The 22,970-nt window shown below is 63.8% G+C and carries 22 protein-coding genes; 18 read left to right on the forward strand and 4 right to left on the reverse strand.

The window, feature by feature from the left end:
• Nucleotides 1-23 precede the first annotated feature (23 nt).
• From T31B1_RS12200 to T31B1_RS12270, 15 genes are all read left to right on the forward strand, one after another.
• Nucleotides 24-761, forward strand: coding sequence for an enoyl-CoA hydratase/isomerase family protein (locus tag T31B1_RS12200; RefSeq protein ID WP_353249784.1), 738 nt, complete (start codon nucleotides 24-26; stop codon nucleotides 759-761).
• A 124-nt stretch (nucleotides 762-885) separates the two neighbouring features.
• On the forward strand, nucleotides 886-2,559 hold the full coding sequence (locus T31B1_RS12205; RefSeq protein ID WP_353249785.1) for an ABC transporter substrate-binding protein: 1,674 nt from the start codon (nucleotides 886-888) through the stop codon (nucleotides 2,557-2,559).
• Nucleotides 2,560-2,636: 77 nt separating this feature from the next.
• Nucleotides 2,637-3,575, forward strand: a complete 939-nt coding sequence (locus T31B1_RS12210; RefSeq protein WP_353249786.1) for an ABC transporter permease — start codon at nucleotides 2,637-2,639, stop codon at nucleotides 3,573-3,575.
• Between the two features lie 2 nt (nucleotides 3,576-3,577).
• The gene (locus tag T31B1_RS12215) at nucleotides 3,578-4,504 is read left to right on the forward strand and encodes an ABC transporter permease (RefSeq protein ID WP_353249787.1); all 927 of its coding nucleotides are present in this window, start codon (nucleotides 3,578-3,580) and stop codon (nucleotides 4,502-4,504) included.
• 2 nt (nucleotides 4,505-4,506) lie between these two features.
• The gene (locus tag T31B1_RS12220) at nucleotides 4,507-5,553 is read left to right on the forward strand and encodes an ABC transporter ATP-binding protein (RefSeq protein WP_353249788.1); all 1,047 of its coding nucleotides are present in this window, start codon (nucleotides 4,507-4,509) and stop codon (nucleotides 5,551-5,553) included.
• Nucleotides 5,550-6,662: an ABC transporter ATP-binding protein gene (locus tag T31B1_RS12225; RefSeq protein ID WP_353249789.1), complete on the forward strand. Its 1,113-nt coding sequence runs from the start codon at nucleotides 5,550-5,552 to the stop codon at nucleotides 6,660-6,662. Before T31B1_RS12220 ends, T31B1_RS12225 begins: the two co-directional genes overlap by 4 nt.
• A 27-nt stretch (nucleotides 6,663-6,689) precedes the next feature.
• Nucleotides 6,690-7,955 (forward strand): CaiB/BaiF CoA transferase family protein, encoded by a 1,266-nt coding sequence (locus T31B1_RS12230; RefSeq protein WP_353249790.1) that lies wholly within the window; start codon nucleotides 6,690-6,692, stop codon nucleotides 7,953-7,955.
• A gap of 88 nt (nucleotides 7,956-8,043) precedes the next feature.
• Complete coding sequence (locus T31B1_RS12235) at nucleotides 8,044-8,832, forward strand: enoyl-CoA hydratase/isomerase family protein (protein WP_353249791.1); 789 nt, start codon at nucleotides 8,044-8,046, stop codon at nucleotides 8,830-8,832.
• Complete coding sequence (locus tag T31B1_RS12240) at nucleotides 8,829-10,037, forward strand: MFS transporter (protein WP_353249792.1); 1,209 nt, start codon at nucleotides 8,829-8,831, stop codon at nucleotides 10,035-10,037. The genes T31B1_RS12235 and T31B1_RS12240 overlap by 4 nt, the downstream gene beginning before the upstream one ends.
• Nucleotides 10,037-10,450, forward strand: a complete 414-nt coding sequence (locus T31B1_RS12245) for a nuclear transport factor 2 family protein (protein ID WP_353249793.1) — start codon at nucleotides 10,037-10,039, stop codon at nucleotides 10,448-10,450. The genes T31B1_RS12240 and T31B1_RS12245 overlap by 1 nt, the downstream gene beginning before the upstream one ends.
• 128 nt (nucleotides 10,451-10,578) lie before the next feature.
• A complete protein-coding gene (gene dctP, locus T31B1_RS12250; protein WP_353249794.1) occupies nucleotides 10,579-11,571 on the forward strand; it encodes a TRAP transporter substrate-binding protein DctP in 993 nt (330 codons plus the stop codon).
• 8 nt (nucleotides 11,572-11,579) lie between these two features.
• Nucleotides 11,580-12,137 carry a TRAP transporter small permease gene (locus T31B1_RS12255; protein WP_353249795.1) on the forward strand — a complete coding sequence of 186 codons (558 nt, stop codon included), beginning with the start codon at nucleotides 11,580-11,582 and terminating at the stop codon, nucleotides 12,135-12,137.
• Nucleotides 12,134-13,441, forward strand: coding sequence for a TRAP transporter large permease (locus T31B1_RS12260; protein ID WP_353249796.1), 1,308 nt, complete (start codon nucleotides 12,134-12,136; stop codon nucleotides 13,439-13,441). The genes T31B1_RS12255 and T31B1_RS12260 overlap by 4 nt, the downstream gene beginning before the upstream one ends.
• Before the next feature lie 29 nt (nucleotides 13,442-13,470).
• Nucleotides 13,471-14,403, forward strand: a complete 933-nt coding sequence (locus T31B1_RS12265; RefSeq protein WP_353249797.1) for an SMP-30/gluconolactonase/LRE family protein — start codon at nucleotides 13,471-13,473, stop codon at nucleotides 14,401-14,403.
• 241 nt (nucleotides 14,404-14,644) lie between these two features.
• Nucleotides 14,645-16,144 carry an OprO/OprP family phosphate-selective porin gene (locus T31B1_RS12270; protein ID WP_353249798.1) on the forward strand — a complete coding sequence of 500 codons (1,500 nt, stop codon included), beginning with the start codon at nucleotides 14,645-14,647 and terminating at the stop codon, nucleotides 16,142-16,144.
• A gap of 104 nt (nucleotides 16,145-16,248) precedes the next feature.
• On the opposite strand, the gene ppa is transcribed toward T31B1_RS12270, so the two are convergent.
• Both ppa and T31B1_RS12280 read right to left on the reverse strand, forming a co-directional pair.
• On the reverse strand, nucleotides 16,249-16,782 hold the full coding sequence (ppa, locus tag T31B1_RS12275) for an inorganic diphosphatase (protein ID WP_353249799.1): 534 nt from the start codon (nucleotides 16,780-16,782) through the stop codon (nucleotides 16,249-16,251).
• 82 nt (nucleotides 16,783-16,864) lie between these two features.
• Nucleotides 16,865-18,127 carry a 6-phosphofructokinase gene (locus tag T31B1_RS12280; RefSeq protein WP_353249800.1) on the reverse strand — a complete coding sequence of 421 codons (1,263 nt, stop codon included), beginning with the start codon at nucleotides 18,125-18,127 and terminating at the stop codon, nucleotides 16,865-16,867.
• Nucleotides 18,128-18,298: 171 nt separating this feature from the next.
• Between T31B1_RS12280 and T31B1_RS12285 the strand changes: the two genes are divergently transcribed.
• Nucleotides 18,299-18,856, forward strand: a complete 558-nt coding sequence (locus tag T31B1_RS12285) for an adenylate kinase (protein WP_353249801.1) — start codon at nucleotides 18,299-18,301, stop codon at nucleotides 18,854-18,856.
• 28 nt (nucleotides 18,857-18,884) lie between these two features.
• On the opposite strand, the gene rnd is transcribed toward T31B1_RS12285, so the two are convergent.
• Entirely contained in the window at nucleotides 18,885-20,048 is a 1,164-nt protein-coding gene (gene rnd, locus T31B1_RS12290) for a ribonuclease D (RefSeq protein ID WP_353249802.1), read from the reverse strand.
• Nucleotides 20,049-20,078: 30 nt separating this feature from the next.
• Between rnd and T31B1_RS12295 the strand changes: the two genes are divergently transcribed.
• Both T31B1_RS12295 and mpl read left to right on the forward strand, forming a co-directional pair.
• Entirely contained in the window at nucleotides 20,079-20,609 is a 531-nt protein-coding gene (locus T31B1_RS12295; protein WP_353249803.1) for a hypothetical protein, read from the forward strand.
• A gap of 106 nt (nucleotides 20,610-20,715) precedes the next feature.
• The gene (gene mpl, locus T31B1_RS12300; protein ID WP_353249804.1) at nucleotides 20,716-22,074 is read left to right on the forward strand and encodes a UDP-N-acetylmuramate:L-alanyl-gamma-D-glutamyl-meso-diaminopimelate ligase; all 1,359 of its coding nucleotides are present in this window, start codon (nucleotides 20,716-20,718) and stop codon (nucleotides 22,072-22,074) included.
• Nucleotides 22,075-22,542: 468 nt separating this feature from the next.
• Here the strand turns inward: mpl and T31B1_RS12305 are convergent, their stop codons facing one another.
• Nucleotides 22,543-22,839 (reverse strand): EF-hand domain-containing protein, encoded by a 297-nt coding sequence (locus tag T31B1_RS12305; protein WP_353249805.1) that lies wholly within the window; start codon nucleotides 22,837-22,839, stop codon nucleotides 22,543-22,545.
• Between the last annotated feature and the right edge of the window lie 131 nt (nucleotides 22,840-22,970).

Raw genomic sequence — 22,970 nt, forward strand, 5'->3', positions numbered from 1 at the left:
AGTCTGAGTAAGGAGAACGGTTGATGGGACAGATACTGATGGAACGCCGCGAAGGCGTTGCGTTGATCACGATCGATTCGGTCGAGGTCAAGAACGGGCTTACCCCGGAGATGGGGCGCCAGCTCGCCGATTTCTGCGACGAGATCGATGCCGATGAGTCGCTGGGCGCGGCGGTGATCCAGGGCGCCGGGGGTACCTTCTGCTCCGGCGCGGATCGGCGGCGCTGGCAGCCCGGCGCAGACCAGGCTGAGGACAAGACCTACCGCGAAACCGGCCTGATCTACGGCGCGTTCATGCGAGTGGGCTCGCTCAAGGTGCCTACCATTGCCGCAGTTCGCGGGGCCGCGGTCGGGGCGGGCATCAATCTGATGCTGGCCACCGACCTGCGCATCGTCGCCGACAACGCCCGTATTCTGTCGGGCTTTCTGCGTATCGGCCTGCACCCCGGGGGCGGGTTCTTCACGATCGCCGGGCGTACCGCCGGCCGTGAGGCGACATCGGCCATGGGGCTGTTCAGCGAAGAGCTCGACGGCAAACGTGCCGAAGCCGTCGGCATGGCCTGGCGATCATTGCCGGACGACCAGGTCGAGGATTTCGCCATGGAACTGGCACGCCGGCCGGCCAAGGATCCGGCCCTGGCCCGGGAAGCCACGCGCTCGTTCCGTACCGAACTCGGCCCGCCCGGCATCGGCTGGGAGAACGCGCTGCAATTCGAACGTGCCACACAGATGTGGTCCCAACGCAGACGAAATGAATCATGATCGATAACTAGATCGCCCGAGGGCGTCTTCCGAAACATAGACCGGCATCAGATCGGCATTCGGAAGTGCGCTCCGGCAGCGGTCGACAACGAATGAGCTCGGCAACTAGGTTTGAGGAGGCCTTATGACGACAATCATCAGAAAGTCGGGTTGGATGTGTGCGAGTGCGGCCGCTGTGCTGCTTTTGGCCAGTATCCAGGGTTGTGGCAACGGTAACGACAACGGCGGTGACAAGGTTCAGGTCGCCAACGGGGGCGGGAGTGCGGCCGGCTCCGAGGCGGCGGCCTCGAGCGCTGGTCAGGGCAAGCCGACCGAGGTGAACGATCCGCGTTGTCCCGAGCTCACCGACGGTATCGATCAGTCGAAGACCTTCACCTGGATGTACAGCGTCGGCAACACCAGCTTCGATCCGGACAAGATCAATACCAACAACAGCCAGATGTATCTGTTCCCGATCTACGACAGCCTTGTGTATGTCGACGACTCGGGCAAGCCGCAGCCGATGCTGGCCACCTCCTGGAAGCTCACCGACGAGGGCAAGACGCTCGAATTCAAGCTGCGCGAGAACTGGACCTACCACGACGGCACGCCGTTCGATGCGGCGTCGGTCAAGGCCAATATCGAGCGCTCCAAGACGCTGCCCGGTTCGTTCAACGCCAACTCGCTGGAGTCGGTCCAGTCGGTCGAGGTGGTCGATGCCCATACGGTACGGCTGCATACCGACGGCGGTGCCGGCGCGCTGGTCGGCGTACTGGGCGGCTCGGCGGGCATGATGATGAGCCCGGCTGCCTTCGACAAGTCCGGAGAGGATATCAAGCCGACCGGCGGTTCCGGGCCGTACCGGATGACCAGTTATCAGCCGGGCAACAAGGTCGAATACACCGCGGTCGACAACTACTGGGATGACGACGCCCAGAACGTCGCCAAGATGGTGTTTCTGATCTCCGGTGACGACAACGCACGGCTCAACGCGGTGATCACCGGCGCGGCGGACTCGACGTTTTTGCGAGCGAGCATGTACGAGCCGGCCAAGCAGGCGGGGCTGGTGGTCTGTCAGCGCCCGAGCCTGTCGAGCTACAACGTCAAGCTCAACACCAAGCGCTCCGAGTTCGACGACAAACGCGTGCGGCAGGCGATCAGCTACGCGATCAACCGGGAATCGGTCAAGCAGGTCACCGACGGATTCTGCGAGCCGTCGCGCCAGCTGTTCCCGCCGTCCTATTTCGCCTCCAACCCCGAGATCGACAACGAAAAACTCTACGATCCGGACAAGGCCAAGCAGCTGCTCAAGGACGCCGGGCTGGCCGACGGTTTCTCGTTCGATCTGGAGGTGATCAATCTGTCGCTGTATCAGCAGATCGCCGAGATCATTCAGTACAACCTGGCCCAGGTCGGCATCAAGATGTCGATCACACCCAAGAGCATCGGGCTGCTGTCCGAGAACTTTTCGGTCAAGAAGTCGGCTGATGCCGTACTCGAAGAGCAGAAGGCGTCCTCGGATCCGAGCATTCTGACCTCCGAGTATTACCTGGCCGACGGCTTCAGTAATCCGGGCGGCTACACCACCGATGAGATCACGCGTCTCAACAGCGAGGCCATGAACAGTGCCGATGCCAACAAGCGGGCACCGATCTACGCCAAGCTGTTCAAGGCGGTCGCCGAAGAAGCGTATCCGAATATCACCTTGTGCCATCTGACCACGCCGTTCGTGATGAACAAGACCGTGGTAGGCCTGAATATCCATACCGACGGCGCACGCGAGTTCCGCGGCGTGGGTATCGATCCGGGCCGCAAGTAATCCGGGGCAGTGGCCGGCGTGGGCGAATGGCCCGCGTCGGCCGGCTCGACGCAGATTAATCGGACAAGGCGTGTTTCATGCTCAAGATTCTGATTTCCCGCATAGCCGCGGCCGTCCCGCTACTGGCGATCATCAGTTTTCTGATCTTCAGTCTGATCGTGCTCATTCCCGGCGATCCGGCCGTCAGCCTGGCCGGGCAGAATCCCACGCCGGCGCAGATTGCCGCCATTCGCGACACTCTGGGCTTGAACGAACCCTTTCTGGTGCGCTACTGGCACTGGGTGAGCGGGCTGCTGCAGGGCGACCTCGGCCATTCGCTGTTCAGCAGCCAGCCGGTCTGGGTCGATATCACCGCACGGTTGCCGACCACTGTATCGCTGGTCGGATTGTGCATGCTCATCGCGGTGGTGCTGGGTGTGGCCTTGGGTGCGGTCGCCGGGCTGCGCGCCGGTAGCTGGATGGATCGTGCGGCTACGGTGCTGGCCAGCATCGGCGTGGCCGTACCGTATTTCTGGGTCGGGATGCTGCTGATCATGACGTTGTCGGTCACCTATCCGCTGTTTCCCTCGGTCGGCTACGTGCCGCTGACCCAGGATCCGTGGCAGTGGTTTCGTCATCTGGCACTGCCTGCGTTCGCGCTGTCGCTCACGCCCTCGGCGATCATCGCCCGTCAGACTCGGGCGTCGCTGGTGACGGTCATGTCAGAGGACTACATCCGTACCGCGCGGGCCAAGGGGCTCAGCCCGGTCCGGATCGTGGTCAAGCACGCGCTCAAGAACGCTGCCCTGCCGGTGATCACGGTCTTCGGCATCGAGATGAGCCGGCTGCTGGGCAGTACGGTCGTCATCGAGCAGCTGTTCTCGTTGCCGGGGATCGGCAAGCTCGCCTACGACGCCGTGTTCAACCGCGACTTCCCGGTCGTCCAGGGCGTGGTGCTGGTCGCGGCGGGCATGGTGATCTTCATCAATATTCTCGTCGATGTCTCGTATGCTTATTTCAATCCGAGGGTCCGCTAGCCATGAACAACGGACAGACGGAATCGATCGCCGATACCGGCGCCTCGAGTGGCACGACGCCGGTGCCCAAATCGCGATCGCGTGAGACGACCCTGCGGCGATTCGTTCGCCGCTTTTGTGCCAACCGGATCGCGCTGGCCGCCCTGGTGGTGCTCGTGGCCCTGATCGGTGCCGCGATCGCAGCCCCCTGGCTGTCGCCCTACAGCCCGGATGCAATCGACGTGGTCAACCGGCTCTCGGGGCCCTCGGCAGCCCATTGGCTGGGCACCGACTCACTGGGCCGCGACACGTTCAGCCGTATCATCTATGCCGGCCGGGCATCGCTGTTCGCCGCGGGCTTCGCGGTCACGGTGGCGGTGATACTGGGCGTGCCGTCCGGGCTTATCGCCGGCTATTTCGGCGGCTGGGTCGACTGGCTGCTCGGACGTACAGCCGATGTGCTGATGACGTTTCCGGCGCTGATCCTGGCGGTGGCCATCATCGCCTCTACCGGTCCGGGCCTGGTCAAGGCCATGAGTGCGATCGGGCTGGTCTATGCCCCAAGGCTGTTCCGCGTCGTACGCAGTGCGGCGCTGTCGGTGCGCGCCGAGACCTATATCGAAGCGTCGGTGAGCATCGGCACGCCCGCCGCCACGATCATCTTCCGCCGCGTGCTGCCCAATATCCTGTCGCCGCTGCTGGTCCAGGTCTCGTTGCTGCTGGCGTCGGCCTTGCTGGCCGAAGCGGCGCTGAGCCTGCTCGGTCTGGGGGTGATTCCGCCGACGCCAAGCTGGGGGAACATGCTGGGCCGCGGCTTTCCCGAGATCCGCTCCACCCCCGGGCTGGTGTTCTGGCCGGGGCTGGCGATCGCCATCGCCACGCTGTCTTTCAATCTGCTCGGCGACGGTCTTCGCGACGCGTTGGGCCGTGAAATACGCAAGGGGGACTGATCATGTCGATTAAGACCGCAACCTGCCCGCGCGCTGGGCACGACAACGCGTCAGAGTCCGCCGATCCGCTGCTGAAGATCGATGGGCTGTCGGTCGACTTCGCCACCGGTCACGGCTGGGCGAACGTGGTCAACGACGTCAGCTTCGATATCGGGCAGCACGAGATCCTGGGTCTGGTAGGCGAGTCCGGCTCAGGCAAGACCGTCACCGGGCTGTCGATCCTGGGCCTGGTGCCGATGCCGCCCGGACGGCTCGCCGGCGGCCATGTCTGGTTCGAGGATCGCGATCTGCTGACCCTGTCGGAGCGCCAGCGGCGGGATATTCGTGGCAACGATATCTCCATGATCTTTCAGGAGCCGATGACCAGCCTCAATCCGGCGTTCACGATCGGCGACCAGATCAGCGAGACGGTACTGCGTCATCGCGGCGGCAGCCGGCGCGCGGCTCGACGGCGGGCGATCGAGGTGCTGGACCTGGTCGGCATTCCCAAAGCCGACAAGCGCATCGCCGATTATCCGCACGAATTTTCCGGGGGCATGCGTCAACGCGCGATGATCGCCATGGCATTGAGCTGCGAGCCCAAGCTGCTGCTGGCCGATGAGCCGACCACCGCGCTCGACGTCACGATCCAGGCACAGATTCTGGAGCTACTGGCCTCGATGCGCGACGAAATCGGCATGTCGATCCTCATGATCACCCACGATCTGGGCGTGGTCGCCGAAATCTGCGATCGGGTAGTGGTGATGTATGCCGGGCAGGTGGTCGAGCGCGCGCCGGCCATTCCGCTGTTCGAAACGCCTGGGATGCCCTACACCGAAGGGTTGCTGCGCTCGATGCCCCAGCTCGGGCCGGCCTCGGGACGACTGGCATCGATCCCGGGCAATACGCCCGAACCCTGGAATATGCCCGCGGGCTGTCGGTTCCACCCGCGCTGCCCCTATGGCCAGCCCGAATGCACCGATCGGCCCATCGAACTGCGCTCGACCGGGCCTGAGCAGGTCAGCCGCTGCATCCGCACCGCCGAACTTCAACTGCGGGGTATCACGTGAAACACGTCGAGCATGATTCGAACGAGGAACCGCAGGCGCCGCTGCTTTCGGTCGAGCGCCTGACAGTCACCTTCCGCAAACACTCGCTGTTTGGCGGCCCTCGCGTGGTGCGGGCCGTGAACGACGTCAGCCTGCAAATCGCGCCCGGCGAGACCCTGGGGCTGGTCGGCGAGTCCGGCTCCGGCAAATCCACGACCGGGCGCGCGATTCTCAAGCTGGTGCCGATCGATTCCGGAACCGTGCGTATGGAAGGCCACGATATCGCGCCGATCCGCGGTCGTGCCCTGCGTCGCGTGCGTGCACAGATGCAGATGGTCTTTCAGGATCCGTATTCGTCGCTCGACCCGTCCTCAACCATTGGCGCAAGCATCGCCGAGCCGTTGCGGGTGCACCGTTCGATGAGCCGGGCAGCGATACGCGAGCGCGTGGAGGAACTGCTGGATCTGGTCGGTCTGCGCGCAAGCCATGCCGATCGTTACCCTTACGAGTTCTCCGGTGGCCAGCGTCAACGTGTAGTGATCGCACGGGCGCTGGCGCTCGACCCACGGCTGATCGTCTGCGACGAGGCGGTGTCCGCGCTGGATGTCTCGACCCAGAACCAGGTGATCAACCTGTTGGCCGACATTCGCGAGAAGCGATCGCTGTCGTATCTGTTCATCGCCCACGATCTGGCGGTCGTGCGCCATATCTCGCATCGCGTGGCGGTGATGTATCTCGGCCATATCGTCGAGTCGGGGCCAACCCAGCGTCTGTATCGCGCGCCGGCCCATCCGTATACCCAGGCGCTGCTCTCGGCCATCCCGGTGCCCGACCCGCGCAAGCGCAATCAACCGCATCGCGTGATTCTCAAGGGGGGCATACCCGACCCGTCCAATCCGCCGCCGGGGTGCCCGTTCCATACCCGATGCCCGTATGTGATGGACGTCTGCCGTGAACGCATGCCGGAAATGACGCCGCTCGACGGTGGCGGCGAGGTGGCCTGTCACCTGCAGACCAGCGGGCCGATGCTGGCCGGGCGTGGGCTGGAGACGCTCGCCGGCGGCGATAAGCCGACGGCGTGCGAATCGACCCCTGCCGCGGTCGGCGACGCGCGCGCCCTGGCTTATTGATCGAATATCCGTTCACCGAGGCGAGCCATGTCCGGACCTTTTGCCGATATTACCGTGGTCGAATTCGGCCAGTTCGTGGTCGCACCGTTCTGTGCCCAGATGCTGGCCGATGCCGGTGCCCGCGTGATCAAGGTCGAGCCGCCGACCGGCGATTCCTATCGATCCCGCGAAGATCCGCTCGCCCCGGGTGAAACGCGTCAATTCATGATCAAGAACCGGGGCAAGCAGAGCATTGCGATCGATCTGGCACATCCCGATGCCCGACCGGTGATCCGAGGCCTGGTCGAGGCCGCAGACGTGGTGCTGGTCAACCTGAGTCCGTCGGCGGTGCAGCGGCGCGGGCTGGATTATGCGTCGCTGGCCGCGCTCAACCCGCGCCTGATCTACGGCGCGGTGACCGCCTACGGCCAGGTCGGCCCCGAAGCCGGCCTGCCGGGCATGGACGTGGTGGTTCAGGCCCGATCGGGGCTGATGAATTCGCTGGCGGCCGAAAAGGAAGGCCTGGCGTTCCATAGCGAGGTGCAGGCCGCCGACTACAGCGCTGCGCTGCTGCTGTTCGGCGGTATCTCGGCGGCGCTGTATGCCCGCGAACGCACCGGCGAAGGTCAGCGGGTCGACACCTCTCTGCTCGGGGGCGCGCTGGCGCTGCAGAACAACGCCCTGGCGCATGCCTACGGCGCCGACGACTGGCGCCGCGAGTTCGTCGAGCAGAGATTGCCGGCGCTGCGTCGCGATCGCGCGTCGCATACGCAGATCGAAGCCGTTCGTCACGGCATGCGCCCGGACCCGCCCACGCATACCGCGCACTATGGCGTGTTCCGAACGGCCGACGGCAGTGTCGCCCTCGGGGCCGGCAGTGCGCCGGCGCGTAAACGACTCGCCGAGGCCACCGGGCTGGACCCGGCGATCGCGGCCACCGATGCCACGCGCTTCGGCGCGGATCTCAAGACACTGATGCCGTCGCGTACCAGCGCAGAATGGGTCGATCTGCTGCGCGCCTGTGACGTACCCGTGGCCGAAGTCCGTCATGTCGACGAAATGTTCTTCGATCCGCATGTCGCCGCCGAAGGGCTGCTCGTGGATTACGAACATGAAACCGCGGGGCGGTATCGGGCACTGGGTGCACCGATCCGTATGAGTGGCACCCCCTTCGATGCCACACGCGCCTCGCCCGGGTTCGGCCAGCACACGGCCGCGATTCTCACCGAACTCGGCTTCGATGCCGACGCGGTGGCCGGTCTGTGCCGGAGCGGCGCCGTGGTGGCGGCCGAGCCGCCGTCGGACCGTCAATGACACCGGCCAGGCCATGTCTGGCGATACCCGCGCGCGGACACAGCCGCGCGGCGGCCCGGAATTTTCACAACGCACATCGGAGCATGTCATGGCCAGTACGCCCAATGGTTTGGCGGTCGAGATCGTCGATCGAATCGCCCACGTCACCCTGGATCGTCCCGAGCGACTCAATGCGCTGAGTACCGGGCTGATCGCCGAGCTGATCGAGGCGTTCGATCGCTTCAGCGCCGATGACGATGTCTGGGCAGTATTGCTGACCGGTCGCGGCGAACGGGCGTTCTCGGCCGGTATCGATCTCAAGGAGATGAACGAGGCCGACCAGTCGCAGCGGGCGCCGACGCTGCCGATGCGCGGCGTCCAGCGAAACGTCTTCGAAGTGATTCTGGAGTGCACCAAGCCGGTGGTGGCCGCGCTTAACGGTGTTGCGGTGGGCGGCGGATGCGAGGTCGCGCTGGCCTGCGATATCCGGTTCGCTGCCGATCATGTCCGTATCGGACTCCCGGAAGCCAAGCGCGGACTGGGCGCGAACTTCGGCTGCCAGCTGCTGCCACGGCTGATTCCGCGCGGAATCGCGTATGAGCTGCTCTATAGCGGCGAACTGATCAGCGCCGAGCAAGCTCAGCGTTGGGGGCTGGTCAACCGGGTGATGCCGGCCGACGTGCTGATGGAACAGGCGACGGATTTCTGTCGCCAGCTGGTCGCCAACGCGCCGCTGACGCTGCGCCGCTACAAGGCCATGATCGGCAAGGGCGCCGAGCTGCCGCTGGCCGCCGCGCTGCGCCTGCACGTGGGGCCCAACCCTTATCACAGCGAAGACCGGGCCGAAGGCGTGGCCGCCTTTCTGGAAAAACGGCCCCCCGTCTGGCAAGCCAGATGAACACCGCCTGCGACACGGCGATGGCCTCCGCGCTGCTGCGCCCCAGTGCGGGCGCGGTGGCGGTGGCCACACTGACCGTGTTGCCCCTGTTCATGGTCGGCGCGCTCGGGCTGCAGCTCAGCGAAGATATCGGCGTGTCGGTCAGTGCGTTGGGCATCGCCTCGGCGGCGTTCTTCGGCGCCGGCGCGCTGGCCTCGTCGCTGGCCGGCCGCGTGGCCGCGACCTGCGGCGTACGCACCACGATGCGCGCGGCCCTGGTGGCGGTGATCGTGGTGCTGCTCTATCTCGCGTTCGGCGTGCAGTCGCTGTTCGGCCTGGTGGTGATACTGGCGATCGGCGGCATCGCCAACGCCCTGGCGCAGCCGTCGGTGAATCTGTACCTGGCCGAACGCATATCGCGCAGCCGCCAGGGCACCGCCTACGGCATCAAGCAGTCGGCGATTCCGGTGGCCGGCATGCTGGCCGGTCTGACCGTGCCGGCGATCGGATTGACCATCGGCTGGCGCTGGGCCTTTGCTCTGTTCATCATTCCGCCGGCCGTGCTGTCGATCTATATGCCCAATGCGCGCGTGATCGTGGACACGGCACATAGTCGGGAAACCGCCACTCAGGCGTCCCGTTCCATGCTGGGCCTGATTGCTCTGGCCGCCGGACTGGGCATGGCTGCGGGCAGTTCGCTGGGGATCTTCATCGTGCCCGGGGCGGTGGCAGCCGGGTGGAGCCCCGGCCAGGCCGGTCTGGTATTCGCCGCGACCAGCGTGATCGGCGTGCTCGGACGGCTCGTGTGCGGTATTCAGGCCGATCGCCGCTGTGGCGGCCACCTGCGTGCTGTCGCCCTCATGGTGCTGGTCGGGTCGTTCGGTTTCGTCGCGCTGGTCTTGTCGAACCCGGTGTCGTTCGTGATCGGCGCATCGATCGCCTTCGGCTTCGGCTGGGGCTGGACCGGCCTGCTGATTCATGCGGTAGTGCGGCTGAGTCCGGCCGCACCCGCGGCATCCACCGGCCTGGTACAGATCGGCTCGTCGTCTGGGGCGGTCGTCGGCCCGCTGTTATTCGGCTACCTCGTCGAACATGGGTCGTATTCCGTGGCGTGGGCGACGGCAGGCGTCGAACTGTTGCTATCGAGCGGCCTGTTCATCGTTGCCGCGGCTCTGACCCGTCAATTACGCCCCATAACGCCCACGATCAACGGCCGGAGGCCCTAATGAGCAGCCACTACGACCAGGTGACCCGTTATTTTCATGCCTGTTCGCACGAGTCGGCCGAGGCGATCGCAGCCTGTTTCTGCCCGGAGGCGGTGGTCTACGACAACAACCATCGGCCGGTTCGCGGCGCCCAGGCAATCGGCGCGTTCTATGTGACGGTCCGTGACCGGTGGCAGGGCGCGAGCTGGCATGTGGACACATTCCTGGATGGGCCCGCCGCCGCGGCCAGCGAATGGACGATGCGCGCGCAGGTCAACGGCACGACAGCGATGGTGCGTGGCTCCGAGCACTATGAATTCGAAGGCGATCTCATTCGCCAGATCCGCCAGTACTGGCGTTTCGATCCCGATACCGTGGCCACCGGGCTGATCGATTACCCCTACGACGCCGACTCTCGGTTCACACGGGAGTAACCGGTATGGACGACCCAGGGGTGAGGGCGTCACGACAAGCCGAATGACGAACGCCGCGAGCGCGGCGCACAGAAAGCGAGCTGGAACGGTTCAGCAAGTGTTTTCGATCACAACAGGAGGAGTCAGCGATGTGGACCAAAAAGAAATCGCGTCTGGGGATATGGGCCGGTGTGTGCTTGTGTGTGGCGAGTGCGACAGCCGGCGCGGCGAGCTGGAACGCCTACAGCTATATCAATACCCCGGTCATGACCGCGGGCACGATGATGCAGCAGATCAGCCAACAGATCACCGAGGGCAGCGACGGCGCGCTGACTGTGCGCATGCATTTCGGCGGCTCGCTGCCGATTCAGGCTACGAACATCACGCAGTCGGTCAGCCAGGGCGGCACCATCAAACTGGCCGACGATGGTTTTCCCTACGGCAACGTCCCGATCGCCGGCATTCTGAACCTGCCGATGCTCCTCACCGATGAAAAGGAGTTCGAAACCGCTGTCGATGTCATGCGCGCTGCGCTGGACGCCGCGTTCGACCAGCGGGGGATCAAGATCCTGGCCATCTACCATTACCCCCAACAGGTGGCCTGGTCGAGCAAGAAGTTGACGTCGTTCGCCGATCTCAAGGGCGCCAAGATGCGGGTGACATCACCCCAGCAGGCGGCTTTCGTTCAGGCTTTCGGCGGCACGCCGGTGACCATCGGTACGCCGGAAGTCGCCCCGGCGCTCCAGCGCGGCGTGGTTGACGGTGTATTCACGGCCAGTTCCGGTGGTGCGCGTACTTGGCAAGACCTGCTCGACTATACCTATCGGCTCGGCCCCAACTATTTCGCCTCCTTCATTCTGGTCAATAAGAGAGCCTTCGCCGGGCTCGATCCGAAGGTGCAGCAGACCGTGACCGACATCGCGCAGAAGAATGCAGTTTGGGCAACCCGGCAAATGAAGGACGAAGAGCAGACGCTCACCGACCAGATGAAAGCCGACGGTATGACGGTGACCACCGCCGACGCGGCGGCGGTCGAGGAGGGCGTGGCGAAGTTGTCCCCCTATTGGGAACAGTGGGCAAGCGAACAAGGCCCGGAAACACAGGCGCTGCTGGCCAAAGTGCGCTCGGCGATCGGCAAGTGAGGTGAACCGTGACTGATACCCAAGGCAGCGACTCCGGTGCAGGCTCGGCCATGGCACGGGCGTGCCGGGCCGGTGAGACGGTCATCGCCGCGGTGTGCGGCGTGGGATGCGCCGCAGCACTGAGTGCGATGGCTCTCGGCATCGTTGCAGAGATTGTTGCCCGTAATCTGTTCGATTACTCGTTCATGAGCGTCGACGAGATCTCGGGTTATCTGCTCGTGGCCGTGATGTTTCTTGGCCTGGTGGTGGCCATCCACGACAACGCGCTGTTCCGGGTCGAACTGGTCACCGACCGGTTATCGGTACGTCATCGATACGTATTCGATCTGGCTCTGTCACTCGTGTTCATTGGTTTTCTGCTGGTGTTGGCCTATCAGTGCTTTTTGCTGGCGAAAGACTCGTTCGATGGCGGATATACCGCGCCCACACTGCTGGCGACCCCGCTGTACCTCCCGCAGATGCTCATTCCGCTCGGTCTGACGGCGTCCGCGGTGCTGCTTGGCCTGCGCGTGCTGCGGTTGTTCGTCGAGCCTGGCGCAGCCAGCGATAAGAAGACACGGCCGTGACGATCGTCGTCGAAGTCTGTTTTCTGTTCGGGGTGTTTCTGTGCCTGTTGTTGCTGGGGGTCTGGGTGCCGCTGGCGATCGGCCTGGCCGGCCTGGCCAATCTGTGGATGACCAGCGGCCTGGACAGCTTCCAGGGGGTGGCGCTCGCCCTTTGGGGTGGGACCAACAGCTTCACCCTGACCGCCATACCGCTGTTCATACTGATGGCGGAGTTCCTGTTGCAGGCGGGGCTGAGTCTGCGGGTCTATCGAGGTCTGGCCCATCTGGTCAAGCGTCTGCCGGGCGGGCTGCTGCAGACCAACATCGCCGGCTGCGCGGTATTTGCCGCGATCACCGGTTCGAGCGTGGCGACCGCGGCCAGTATCGGCACTGTCGGCATTCCGGAACTGCTCAAGCGAGACTACGACCGGCCCCTGTCGGTGGGTACGATCGCCGCCGGGGGCACTCTGGGCATACTGATTCCGCCCAGTATCGCGATGATCATCTACGGCTCGTTCACCAATCTGTCGGTTGCGAAACTGTTCATGGCCGGCCTGATACCGGGGATCGGCCTGGCGATGCTGTTCATGCTCTATGTCGGGGTCCGGGCGGTGCTCAATCCGGCGTTGGCACCGGAGACAAGCGATGCCATCGAGCCTGGCGAGCAAGGCTACGGTGCGCTGGCGCTGGTCAACGATCTGCTGCCTTTTTTCGTGCTCATCAGCGTGGTGCTGGGGTCTTTGTATTTGGGGTATGCCACGCCCACGGAGTCGGCCGCACTGGGTGCTGTGCTGAGTGCGATCATCGCTGTGATCTGGGGACAGATGAGCGGCGCCCGTTTCTATACCGTGTTCCGTCGTACGATCAGCGTCAGCGCCTCGATCCTGGCGATCGTGTTCGCGGCCTATATCTTTTCCTACAGCGTCAGCCTGTCCGGCCTGGGCAGCGATCTCGCGAGCTGGCTCGGTGCACTCGAACTCACGCGCATCGAATTCATTCTGCTGCTGTTCGTGTTCTTCACCATCCTGGGCTGCCTGGTCGACAGCATCAGCATGATCGTGATGACGATCCCTGTCCTCTATCCGGTGCTGGGTGTCTACGGCTTCGACGGCATCTGGTTCGGGGTAATCCTGGTGCTGCTTATCGAACTCGGACAGATCACCCCGCCGATGGGCTTGAACCTGTTCGTCATCCAGGGCGTCTGGGACGGCCGCCTGCAAGAAGTCGTACGTGGTGTCATCCCGTTTTACGGGTTGATCATTCTCATGATTTTTCTCGTCACGCTCGTGCCGTCGCTGGCGCTGTGGTTGCCGTCACAGATGTGACAGGCTCGATCTGCCGTAAGGAGTTGACGATGTTCGCACCGCCGAAAAGAATCGAGACCGACGTGTTCGCCCGCCTGCCGGATCGCTATCGTCGTGGCCAGACGGCCACCGCCTGGGGCACGGCCCAGCGTCCCGGCCATGTGTTCGACAGTTTCCTCGAAGGGCCGTCGTTCGATCGCGCCGGCAATCTGTATGTGGTCGATATTCCGTTCGGACGCGTTTTCCGGATATCCCCCGAGGGCACGTTCGAGCTGGTCACCGAGTATGACGGTGAGCCGAACGGTCTCAAGATTCATTCGGACGGCCGTATCTTCATTGCCGACTATCGCCACGGCATCATGCAGCTGGAGCCCGAGACCGGCACGGTAACCACGCTCATCGATCGTCGTTATGCCGAGCGGTTCAAGGGCGTGAACGATCTCGTACTGGCGGCCAACGGCGATCTGTATTTCACCGATCAGGGCCAGACCGGCCTGCACGACCCGAGCGGCCGTGTCTATCGCCTGACTGCGGCAGGGCGTCTGGAACGCCTGCTGGATAACGTGCCCAGCCCCAACGGTATCGCCCTGTCGCTCGACGAAAAGGTCCTCTACGTGGCCGTGACCCGTGGCAATTGCGTCTGGCGAGTACCGCTGCAACCCGATGGCGGGACGTCGAAGGTGGGTCTGTTCATTCAGCTATCGGGCGGCTGGGGGGGGCCAGACGGCCTGGCACTGGATGCCGACGGCGGCCTGGTCGTCGCGCATGCGGGTCTGGGCTCGGCCTGGCATTTCAGCCCGCTGGGCGAGCCGTTGCATCGAATTGTCAGCTGCGAGGGACTGGCGACGACCAATATCGCGTTCGGCGGGCCCGGCAACCGTCAGTTGTTCATTACCGAGTCCGAAAGCGGGTGCGTGCTCAGGGCGCAACTGCCGGTCGCGGGTCATCCAATGCTTTCACATCGCGGCGCCGAGCGTGACTGACGCCACGTCGGCCGGCCCGGCTCGCTTGAGAAACCGCGATTCCGCATGTATGGGACAAGACGTCGGCGCCCGCCGGCGGCTCTTACGACCGTCGGTACAGTCGTTTCGCGCGCAGTCGCAACAATGCCAGCGCTAGGTAATGACCGCGCCACAACGGATCGCGTAATCGCGCTTGTCATCGGCCCGAGGGGTGCTTGTAATATGCAATCGTAGCTTGGGGCCATGCATATCAGGGAGCATCATGAAATTGGACAAATATTGGCGTGCAAGCGTCATGACGGCGGTGGTGGCCAGCGCCAGCGTGTATGTGCCGTCAGCCTGGGCTCAGCAGCCCAGCAATGCGGAACTGGCCGATCTGGTACGCCAGCAAGCGGCACAGATCCAGCGTCTCGAGCAGCGTATTCAGGCGCTGGAAAGCGACAAGCGGCCGGCCGCCCAAGCCTCGGCCGCCGCAGCGCCGGACCAGCCGAGCCGACCGGCGACCCGCGCGGGCAAATCGGCTCCATCCGAGCCGTCGGTGGCGGCACTGCGAAAGGATGTCGACCAACTCAAGAACAACAGCGTTCAGGTCAACTGGAAGAGCGGTTCGCCGGAGTTTTCCAGCCGCGACGGCGAGTTCACCTTCGCCCCGCTCGGGCGTATCCAGTACGACTATTCGACCACCAGCGGCTCGCGGTTTCCCCAACGCGAGATCGACGGCAGCGAATTTCGCCGTCTGCGCCTGGGTGTCCAGGGGCAGCTCATGGAGCCGATCCTCTACAAGCTGGAGTTCGACTTTGCCGGCAGCGATGTCGCCATCCGGGATGCCTATATCGCAGGCAAGAGGGATTTCGAACTGGGCCAGGGCGTGGTCTATCTGGGTAACAAGTTCAACGATCGCAGTCTCAGTGGCGCGACCTCGTCGAAATACATCTGGTTTCTAGAGCGCAACACGGTCGCGGATGCAGTCATTCCCGAGACTGGTTCCTACTATCTCGGTGGCACCACGGCGTTCTACGGCGAGCAGAACTACCATCTGTCGCTGGCCGTGGCCAAGGGCTCGCTCGACGGCGGCAATACCGATTCAGACAATCTGACCGTGCTTTCGCGCGGTCATTTCAATCCGTGGCTCTCCGACCGCGGCATGCTTCATATCGGTGCCTGGGGTTTCTACGAGGACTTCAGCCGCGGTCGGATCGACTCGCTGACCGACAACTACCGCGTGGCTTCGCATTTCAACGACAACACGCGGATCTATGCCGATACCGTAACGCTGCCCGAGACCAGCACCGGCTACGGCTTCGAGCTGGCAGGGCTGGCCGGACGTTTCGCCGCCGCGGCCGAATACGGTCGGCGCGATATCGACAGTCGCGTAGATGACGATACGCACTACGATGCCTATTCCGGCCAGGTCGGGTTCTCGCTGACCGGCGAGCCGTTCGGTTATTCCGCCAAGAGCGGTGTCTGGAACGCCCCGAAGGTGGATCGTCCCGTCGGCCACGGCGGCTGGGGCGCCTGGCAGGTAATGGCGCGTTACGATGCCCTGGATTACGACAACAGCGGCGCCTATGCCGGCGGTACCGGTTATGCAACGACGCTGGGCATGAGCTGGTGGTTGAACGACTACACGCGCTTCATGCTCAACTATATCGACTGGAACACGAACAACCGGATTCCGATCGCCGGTGCCGCCGATGGTCGTGACTTCACCGGCGCCGATGACGGGCAGACGATCAGTGCCCGTGCCCAGGTGATTTTCTAGACCGGCGTGTCGCGCGGCCTAGAAAAAGCCACCGGCCCGGGCGGGTCGGTGGCTTCAAAAGCGGACGGTCGGCCTGAAGTGCTCGTGCCGACACGCCGTGCTGATCAGCCCTTGTTGTAGGCCTCGATCGATTTGGTGATTTCGGCCTTGGCCTTTTCGGCCCCTTCCCAGCCGGTGATCTTCACCCACTTGCCTTTTTCGTGATCCTTGTAGTGCTCGAAGAAGTGCTGGATCTTGTTCTTCAGGCGCTCGTCGACGTCGTCGAGATCCTTGATGTCCTTATAGTAATCGGTGGCGATCTTGTCGGTCGGTACACACAGGATCTTGGCGTCGAGGCCGGATTCGTCCTCAGTGCCGAGCACGGCCACGGGGCGCGCCTTGATTACACAGCCCGGCACGATCGGCTCGGGGGTGAGCACGAGCACGTCCACGGGATCGCCGTCGTCGTACAGTGTCTGGGGCACGAAGCCATAATTGGCCGGATAGTGCATCGCCACGTTCATGAAGCGATCGACCATCAGACAGTTGGTGTCCTTATCGACTTCATACTTGACCGCGCTCGAGCCTTCTACGATCTCGATGACGACGTTGACTTCCTCGGGCGCCTTCTTGCCCGGTGTGATGGCTTCAAAGCCCATTGCGAAACCCCTTCCAAAGGTGAATGTTCGATATCGCGCGCCAGTGTAACCGATGCGCCGACGCGCTCGCCGCCGGTGGCGGCTAGATCTTGAACGGCGTATCGAGTTTCTTGGCTACCGCCACTTTCTTCAGTCGGGCGTACTGCGGCAGACCGTCGGCGTAGGGCGGGTAGGCCTCACCGGCGATCAGCGGCTTGAGATAACGACGCGCGGCGTCGGTGATATGAAAACCGTCCTCGGTGATGAACTCACGCGGCATCATCTTCTCGACGTTGGCGACCTCGTCCAGAGGCGCTTCGCCGATCGACCATTCATAGGGCTCGTCGGACTCGCGCACGATCGAGACCATGATGCCGGACTTGCCGGCGACCGCGTATTCCACCGCCGCGCGGCCGACCGCATAGGCCTGGTCGACGTCGGTCTGGGAGGCGATATGACGTGCCGCGCGCATCAGATAGTCGGCGATCGCATAGTGGTACTTGTAGCCGAGCTTGCTCTGAATCAGTTCGGCCAGCGTCGGCGCCATGCCGCCGAGCTGCTTGTGTCCGAAGGCGTCTGTATTGCCGGCGTCCGACAGGAATTCGCCGTCGGCGTTGCGTACGCCTTCGGAGGCGACGATCGTGCAGTAGCCATGGCGTTTGACGGTCTCGTCGACTCGGGCCAGGAATTTCTCCTCGTCGAACGTGATCTCGGGGAACAGCAGCACGTGCGGATCCTGGCCCTCGGCTTCGCTGGCCAGCCCGCCCGCGGCCGCGGTCCAGCCGGCATGTCGACCCATGACTTCGAGTATGAAGACCTTGGTCGAGGTCTTGCACATGCTGGCCAGGTCGAAACCGGCCTCGCGGATGGAAACGGCCGTGTACTTGGCCACGCTGCCGAAACCGGGCGAACAGTCGGTATGCGGCAGGTCGTTGTCCATGGTCTTGGGCACGTGGATCGCCTGGATCGGATAGCCCATCTTTTCGGAGAGCTGGCTGATCTTCAGGCAGGTGTCGGCGGAATCGCCGCCGCCGTTGTAGAAGAAATAGCCGATATCGTGGGCCTTGAAGACCTCGATCAGGCGTTCGTACTGTTCGCGGTTGTCTTCGAGGCCTTTGAGCTTGTAGCGCGCGGAGCCGAATGCACCGGCCGGCGTGTGCTTGAGCGCTGCGATTGCCCCTGCGGACTCGGCGGAGGTATCGATGAGGTCCTCGGTCAGCGCGCCGACGATGCCGTCTCGGCCTGCGTAGACGGTGCCGATCTTGTCGGGATGTTCGCGCGCGGCTTCGATCACGCCGGCAGCGGAGGCATTGATGACGGCGGTCACTCCACCGCTCTGGGCATAAAAGGCGTTTTTCTTGCTCATCGAATCACCTGGCGAGACGGGATGACGGCAGAGCATACGTCACACGGCCCGTATTGATAAAATTGACTTGCCTTATGCGAATCATTAACGTCGAGCGTCTGTTTGTGCGCGCCCCGGTGCGGGGTCTGGCGCGCCCTTCCTTTCTATACCAATGCCTTTCGCGGGGAAATCATGCTGAAAATCGTGCTGCTGGGTGCGCCCGGCTCGGGCAAGGGAACGCAGAGTGAAAAGCTGGTGGCCGAATACGGGGTGCCGCAGATATCCACGGGCGACCTGTTGCGTAGCGCGGTGTCAAAACAGACCGAACTGGGTCAGAAGGCCAAGGCGGCGATGGACGCCGGTGAGCTGGTCTCCGATGACATCGTCGTCGGCATGATCCGTGAGCGACTGAATGAGCCGGATGCCGAAAACGGGTTCATCCTGGACGGCTTTCCGCGCAGTCTGTCGCAGGCCGAGGCGCTCGATGGGCTGCTGAACGAACTCGACCGGCCGCTGCAGGGCGTGATTCATATCAAGGTCGATAACGAAGAGATCGTGCAGCGGCTCATGGCCCGCGGCCGAGCCGATGACAACGAGGAAACCATCCGCAACCGGCTCAAGGTGTTCCAGGAACAGACCCAGCCGCTGGTGTCCTATTACGAGGACAAGGGCCTGCTGTCGGCAGTCGCCGGCGTCGGCGATATCGACGAGATCTACGCTCGTATCAAGGCAGCGCTCCCGGCCGGCTGACAGCGCGCCGCAATCGCGCGATTCCGGTCTACGGGTTCGATACGTCGGAGCAGCTTGCTGCTTCGGCGTTTTTTATGGCGTCGAGAACAGCCTCGCCGGCGGCCTGGCGTCGCCAGCCGGTCAGCAAGCGAAGATCGCGTTCGCCGTCGACCATGGCCGCGACCTCCTTGCGGCTGGCGATGGCGGCAGCGGGAATATTCAACGTTTCGGCGCGCTCGGTCAGCCGATCCATCCCTGCCCGAATCCGTTTTTTCTGGGATGCGGTGGGCGGCTGCGGTGTCGCTGCGAGCGGCGTCGTGCCGCGGGCCAGACCGGCCTGCACCCGAACGAGAAGATCGTCGCCGTGACGCGCCGCGGTCTTGGCCGGTAGCGCGTCGATCGTCTCCAGCGCCGCCCGATCGGCCGGGCATGCCCGTGCGATGGCATAGACGGCGTCGTCCGGCAGCACCCACTTTCGCGGGCGGTCCGAGGCCATGGCCTGACGTTCACGCCAGTCCGCCAGTTCCGCCAGTACCTGTTGTCCGGCCGGTGGCAGGCGATGCCACTGCTTGAGCCGCCGCCAGACGCTGCGGGTGTCGACCTCGAAACGCGCGGGATCGGCCAGTGCGGCCAGATCATCGTCCAGCCAGTCGCCTCGGTCGAGTTCGTCCAGCCGCTGGCGGATCACCGTATAGGCCACGACCAGGTAGCGCACATCGTCGGCAGCGTAGTCGAGCGCACCCTCGGGTAGCGGCCGGCGGCTCCAGTCGGTGCGGGTATGTCCCTTGGCCAGGTCGATATCCAGCAGTGCGGAGATCAGTCGGGCATAGCCCATCTGATCGTCCTGGCCAATGAGCGCGGCGGCCAACTGGGTATCGAACAACGGTGCCGGCATTCTGCCGAAGCGCTGGGACAGGACCTCGAGATCCTGTTCGGCCGAATGAAACACCTTGCAGACGCGGTCATCGACGAGCAGTCCGGCCAGCGCCGACAGGTCGTCGATGGCAAGCACGTCGATCAGGCCGATCTCATGGCTGTCGGCGATCTGTACCAGGCAGAGCTTGGGGTAGTACGTCGATTCGCGCAGAAATTCGGTATCCACGGCGATCCAGTCGCAACCGGCCATGCGCGTACAGAACTCGACGAGAGCCGCGCGGTCTGTGATCGTCGCGACGGGCTGGGGCGGCTTCGGTATCATGCCGGCTGTTGTCATGGGCTTGGCCTTCAAGAGGATGCGCTGCTGATGGACTTTGCGCGCCGGGTAATCGAACTGATGCTGTTACGTCGTGGGCCGCAGGATATGCCCGGCGACCAGACGGCGCTTGTCGGCAGCGCCGCGGCCTATTGTATCCTGCTGTTTCTTCAGGTCGGGCTGATCGCGCCGGCGGGGCGCGCTTTGTTCCAGGCGGTCGTGGCGACAGTGCTGCTCGTTTTGTACGTGCACAGTGTGCTGCGCATCCGCAAACTGTCCAATCGGTTTGCCCAGACCGCCACGGCGCTGTTCGCATCCGGCGCGGTGCTAACCCTGGTCATGCTGGCGCCGACCCACGTCATGGCCCCCTATTTGCAGGCGATCAGTCAGGCGAGCGACCCTCAGAGCGTCACGATGCCGCCTGCGCTGGTGACGTTCGCCTACGTGGCAATGGGCTTCTGGGGGCTGGCGATCTATACCCATATCTATCGACATGCATTGAACGCCGGTCTCTGGTTGGGCTTCGGCGCGGCCATGGCCTTCGAAATCCTCCTGTTGTTCGTCTTTTCGATCCTCGGCTGAGGTCGCCGGCGAGACCCGATGCTCGCGCTTTCGCGAGCGCGCGCGGGTCGTGATCCTGCTAGACCGCTGCGGCGGACGAAGCCGACAAACGCATGAGAGTGAATTGATGCACGTACATATTCTCGGTATCGGCGGTACGTTCATGGCCGGCGTTGCCTTGCTGGCGCGTGCCGCTGGCCATCGCGTCACCGGCTCGGATGCGGGCGTCTATCCGCCGATGAGCACCCAGCTCGCCGAGGCCGGTATCGAGGTGATGGAAGGCTATTCCCCCGAGCATCTGGTTCCGGCGCCCGACCAGGTGATCGTCGGCAACGCGATGACACGGGGCAACCCGGCCGTCGAGCATGTCCTGGACACCGGGTTGCACTATGTTTCCGGGCCGCAGTGGCTGGCCGAGCAGGTGCTGGCCGATCGGTGGGTTCTGGCCGTGGCCGGCACGCACGGCAAGACCACCACCTCGAGCATGCTTGCGCATATTCTCAGCCACGCCGGTATGGCGCCGGGTTATCTCATCGGCGGTATCGCCGCGGATCTGGGCCAGTCGGCGTCGCTCGGTGGCAGCGATTTTTTCGTTGTCGAGGCCGACGAATACGACACCGCCTTTTTCGACAAGCGCTCCAAGTTCGTCCATTACCGTCCGCGTACGCTGATTCTCAATAACCTGGAGTTCGATCACGCGGATATCTTCGACGACCTCGAGGCCATCAAGCGTCAGTTTCATCATCTGGTGCGGACGGTTCCGGCAAGCGGCCAGATCGTCTGTCATGCCGACGATGCGGCCCTGAACGATGTGTTGAGACGTGGCTGCTGGACGCCGACGGTATTCTTCGACGGCCCGGCGGCCGCCTGGCAGGCGCGGCCGATCGCCGCCGATTGCAGCCGATTCGACGTACTTCGGGACGGCCAGGTCGTCGGCGAGCTCGCCTGGCGCATGACCGGCCGACACAACCTGGCCAACGCGCTGGCCGCGCTGGCCGCTGCACGTCATGTCGGTATCACCGCCGAGGTCGCGCTGGAAGCGCTGGCCGGTTTCACGGGCGTCAAACGCCGGATGGAGCTGCGCGGCACGCCCGGCGGCGTGTCTGTTTACGACGATTTCGCCCACCACCCAACCGCGATCCACAGTACCCTGGCAGGTCTGAAAGCCGGTGAAGCCGACGCCTCGGGCCGCATTCTGGCGGTATTCGAGCCGCGCTCGAATACCATGCGGCGGGGCGTGCACGCCGACACGCTTGCGGCCAGCTTTGCCGATGCCGACCGGGTTTTTGTCTATGACGCCGAGCTCGACTGGGACGCCGGCGTGGTGTTCTCGGCCTTGGGCGAGCGATGCAGTCGGCATGACGAGCTGGGCGATCTCGTGGCTGCGGTCGCGGCCTTTGCGCGATCCGGCGATCGAATCGTGGTGATGAGCAATGGCGGCTTCGGTGGCGTGCACGAGCGATTGCTCGCAGCACTGTCCGACTAGCCGCGCAGGCTGGCGGGAATTCGCCGTGGGCGAAACGGATCGCCGGCGCCGTCGGCATGTACGGTAAGTCTGGCCTTGCTGGCCCAGGCTCGACCCGGGCATGTCGCCGTGAAACGACAAAAAAAAGACCGCCGTAGCGGTCTTTGAAGGTTCGCACTGACCGGTCCGTACCACGTCGAGGCACGAGGGGGGACCGGGAGACGCCGGGCCGGTCAGGCGAAAACCACGAGTGAATCAACTCGCCGTGAAAATTTCGCTGGAGCCGAGTCGTACCACGCCGAGGCACGAGGGGGGACCGGGGAGACGACGACCCGACCCAGCGAAAGAGTGGACAGCCATGACTGCCGCTTGGAAATTTCGCTCGAATCGAGCCGCACCACGCCGAGGCACGAGGGGGGGACCGGGAGACAACGGCCCGATCGAGCGAAACAGGGTGGCGGGCGGACCCGCCGAATTCGTATCAGATTGTTAGGTGTCCGAATCGCCGGACTGTTCGATCTCCTGTGTCTTCTTCATTGCCTTCATGTAGGCGCCGAACTCCTGCTTTGTCACCTTGCCGTCGCCGTTCGCGTCCATAGCATCGAACTTGTCTTCCCATGGCGTGGCGGCGACCTCTTCCGGTGTGAGTGCACCATCGGCGTTCGCATCCATCGTGGCCCACGACGCCGAGGCCTGGTTGGCGACATCGGTATCGCTGGCGGCGAACGCGCCGCTCATCGGAAGGCTCAGCGCCATGCCTGCGATCACTGCATACCGTCTTCTCATGCGTCGAACGAACCGGCTAAAGCGTATCTTGCGTCGAACTAGAGCAACCCGCGTGCCAGGTTGATAAAAATTATGTAAATCAGCAGGTTAAGAAGATACTAGCAGCGGGTTTGGCATCGCTTGAGACGTTC

The sequence above is a fragment of the Salinisphaera sp. T31B1 genome (genome assembly GCF_040361275.1).
Lineage (GTDB): Bacteria > Pseudomonadota > Gammaproteobacteria > Nevskiales > Salinisphaeraceae > Salinisphaera.

What these genes read in the sequence shown, in the direction of transcription:
- T31B1_RS12295 (WP_353249803.1), top strand. Translation starts at nt 20,079, where the DNA reads ATGGACTTTGCGCGCCGGGTAATCGAACTGATGCTGTTACGTCGTGGG.
- T31B1_RS12280 (WP_353249800.1), bottom strand. Translation starts at nt 18,127, where the DNA reads ATGAGCAAGAAAAACGCCTTTTATGCCCAGAGCGGTGGAGTGACCGCC.
- T31B1_RS12205 (WP_353249785.1), top strand. Translation starts at nt 886, where the DNA reads ATGACGACAATCATCAGAAAGTCGGGTTGGATGTGTGCGAGTGCGGCC.
- ppa (WP_353249799.1), bottom strand. Translation starts at nt 16,782, where the DNA reads ATGGGCTTTGAAGCCATCACACCGGGCAAGAAGGCGCCCGAGGAAGTC.
- T31B1_RS12285 (WP_353249801.1), top strand. Translation starts at nt 18,299, where the DNA reads ATGCTGAAAATCGTGCTGCTGGGTGCGCCCGGCTCGGGCAAGGGAACG.
- T31B1_RS12240 (WP_353249792.1), top strand. Translation starts at nt 8,829, where the DNA reads ATGAACACCGCCTGCGACACGGCGATGGCCTCCGCGCTGCTGCGCCCC.
- mpl (WP_353249804.1), top strand. Translation starts at nt 20,716, where the DNA reads ATGCACGTACATATTCTCGGTATCGGCGGTACGTTCATGGCCGGCGTT.
- T31B1_RS12230 (WP_353249790.1), top strand. Translation starts at nt 6,690, where the DNA reads ATGTCCGGACCTTTTGCCGATATTACCGTGGTCGAATTCGGCCAGTTC.
- T31B1_RS12200 (WP_353249784.1), top strand. Translation starts at nt 24, where the DNA reads ATGGGACAGATACTGATGGAACGCCGCGAAGGCGTTGCGTTGATCACG.
- T31B1_RS12215 (WP_353249787.1), top strand. Translation starts at nt 3,578, where the DNA reads ATGAACAACGGACAGACGGAATCGATCGCCGATACCGGCGCCTCGAGT.
- T31B1_RS12210 (WP_353249786.1), top strand. Translation starts at nt 2,637, where the DNA reads ATGCTCAAGATTCTGATTTCCCGCATAGCCGCGGCCGTCCCGCTACTG.
- rnd (WP_353249802.1), bottom strand. Translation starts at nt 20,048, where the DNA reads ATGACAACAGCCGGCATGATACCGAAGCCGCCCCAGCCCGTCGCGACG.
- dctP (WP_353249794.1), top strand. Translation starts at nt 10,579, where the DNA reads ATGTGGACCAAAAAGAAATCGCGTCTGGGGATATGGGCCGGTGTGTGC.
- T31B1_RS12235 (WP_353249791.1), top strand. Translation starts at nt 8,044, where the DNA reads ATGGCCAGTACGCCCAATGGTTTGGCGGTCGAGATCGTCGATCGAATC.
- T31B1_RS12270 (WP_353249798.1), top strand. Translation starts at nt 14,645, where the DNA reads ATGAAATTGGACAAATATTGGCGTGCAAGCGTCATGACGGCGGTGGTG.
- T31B1_RS12305 (WP_353249805.1), bottom strand. Translation starts at nt 22,839, where the DNA reads ATGAGAAGACGGTATGCAGTGATCGCAGGCATGGCGCTGAGCCTTCCG.
- T31B1_RS12220 (WP_353249788.1), top strand. Translation starts at nt 4,507, where the DNA reads ATGTCGATTAAGACCGCAACCTGCCCGCGCGCTGGGCACGACAACGCG.
- T31B1_RS12245 (WP_353249793.1), top strand. Translation starts at nt 10,037, where the DNA reads ATGAGCAGCCACTACGACCAGGTGACCCGTTATTTTCATGCCTGTTCG.
- T31B1_RS12265 (WP_353249797.1), top strand. Translation starts at nt 13,471, where the DNA reads ATGTTCGCACCGCCGAAAAGAATCGAGACCGACGTGTTCGCCCGCCTG.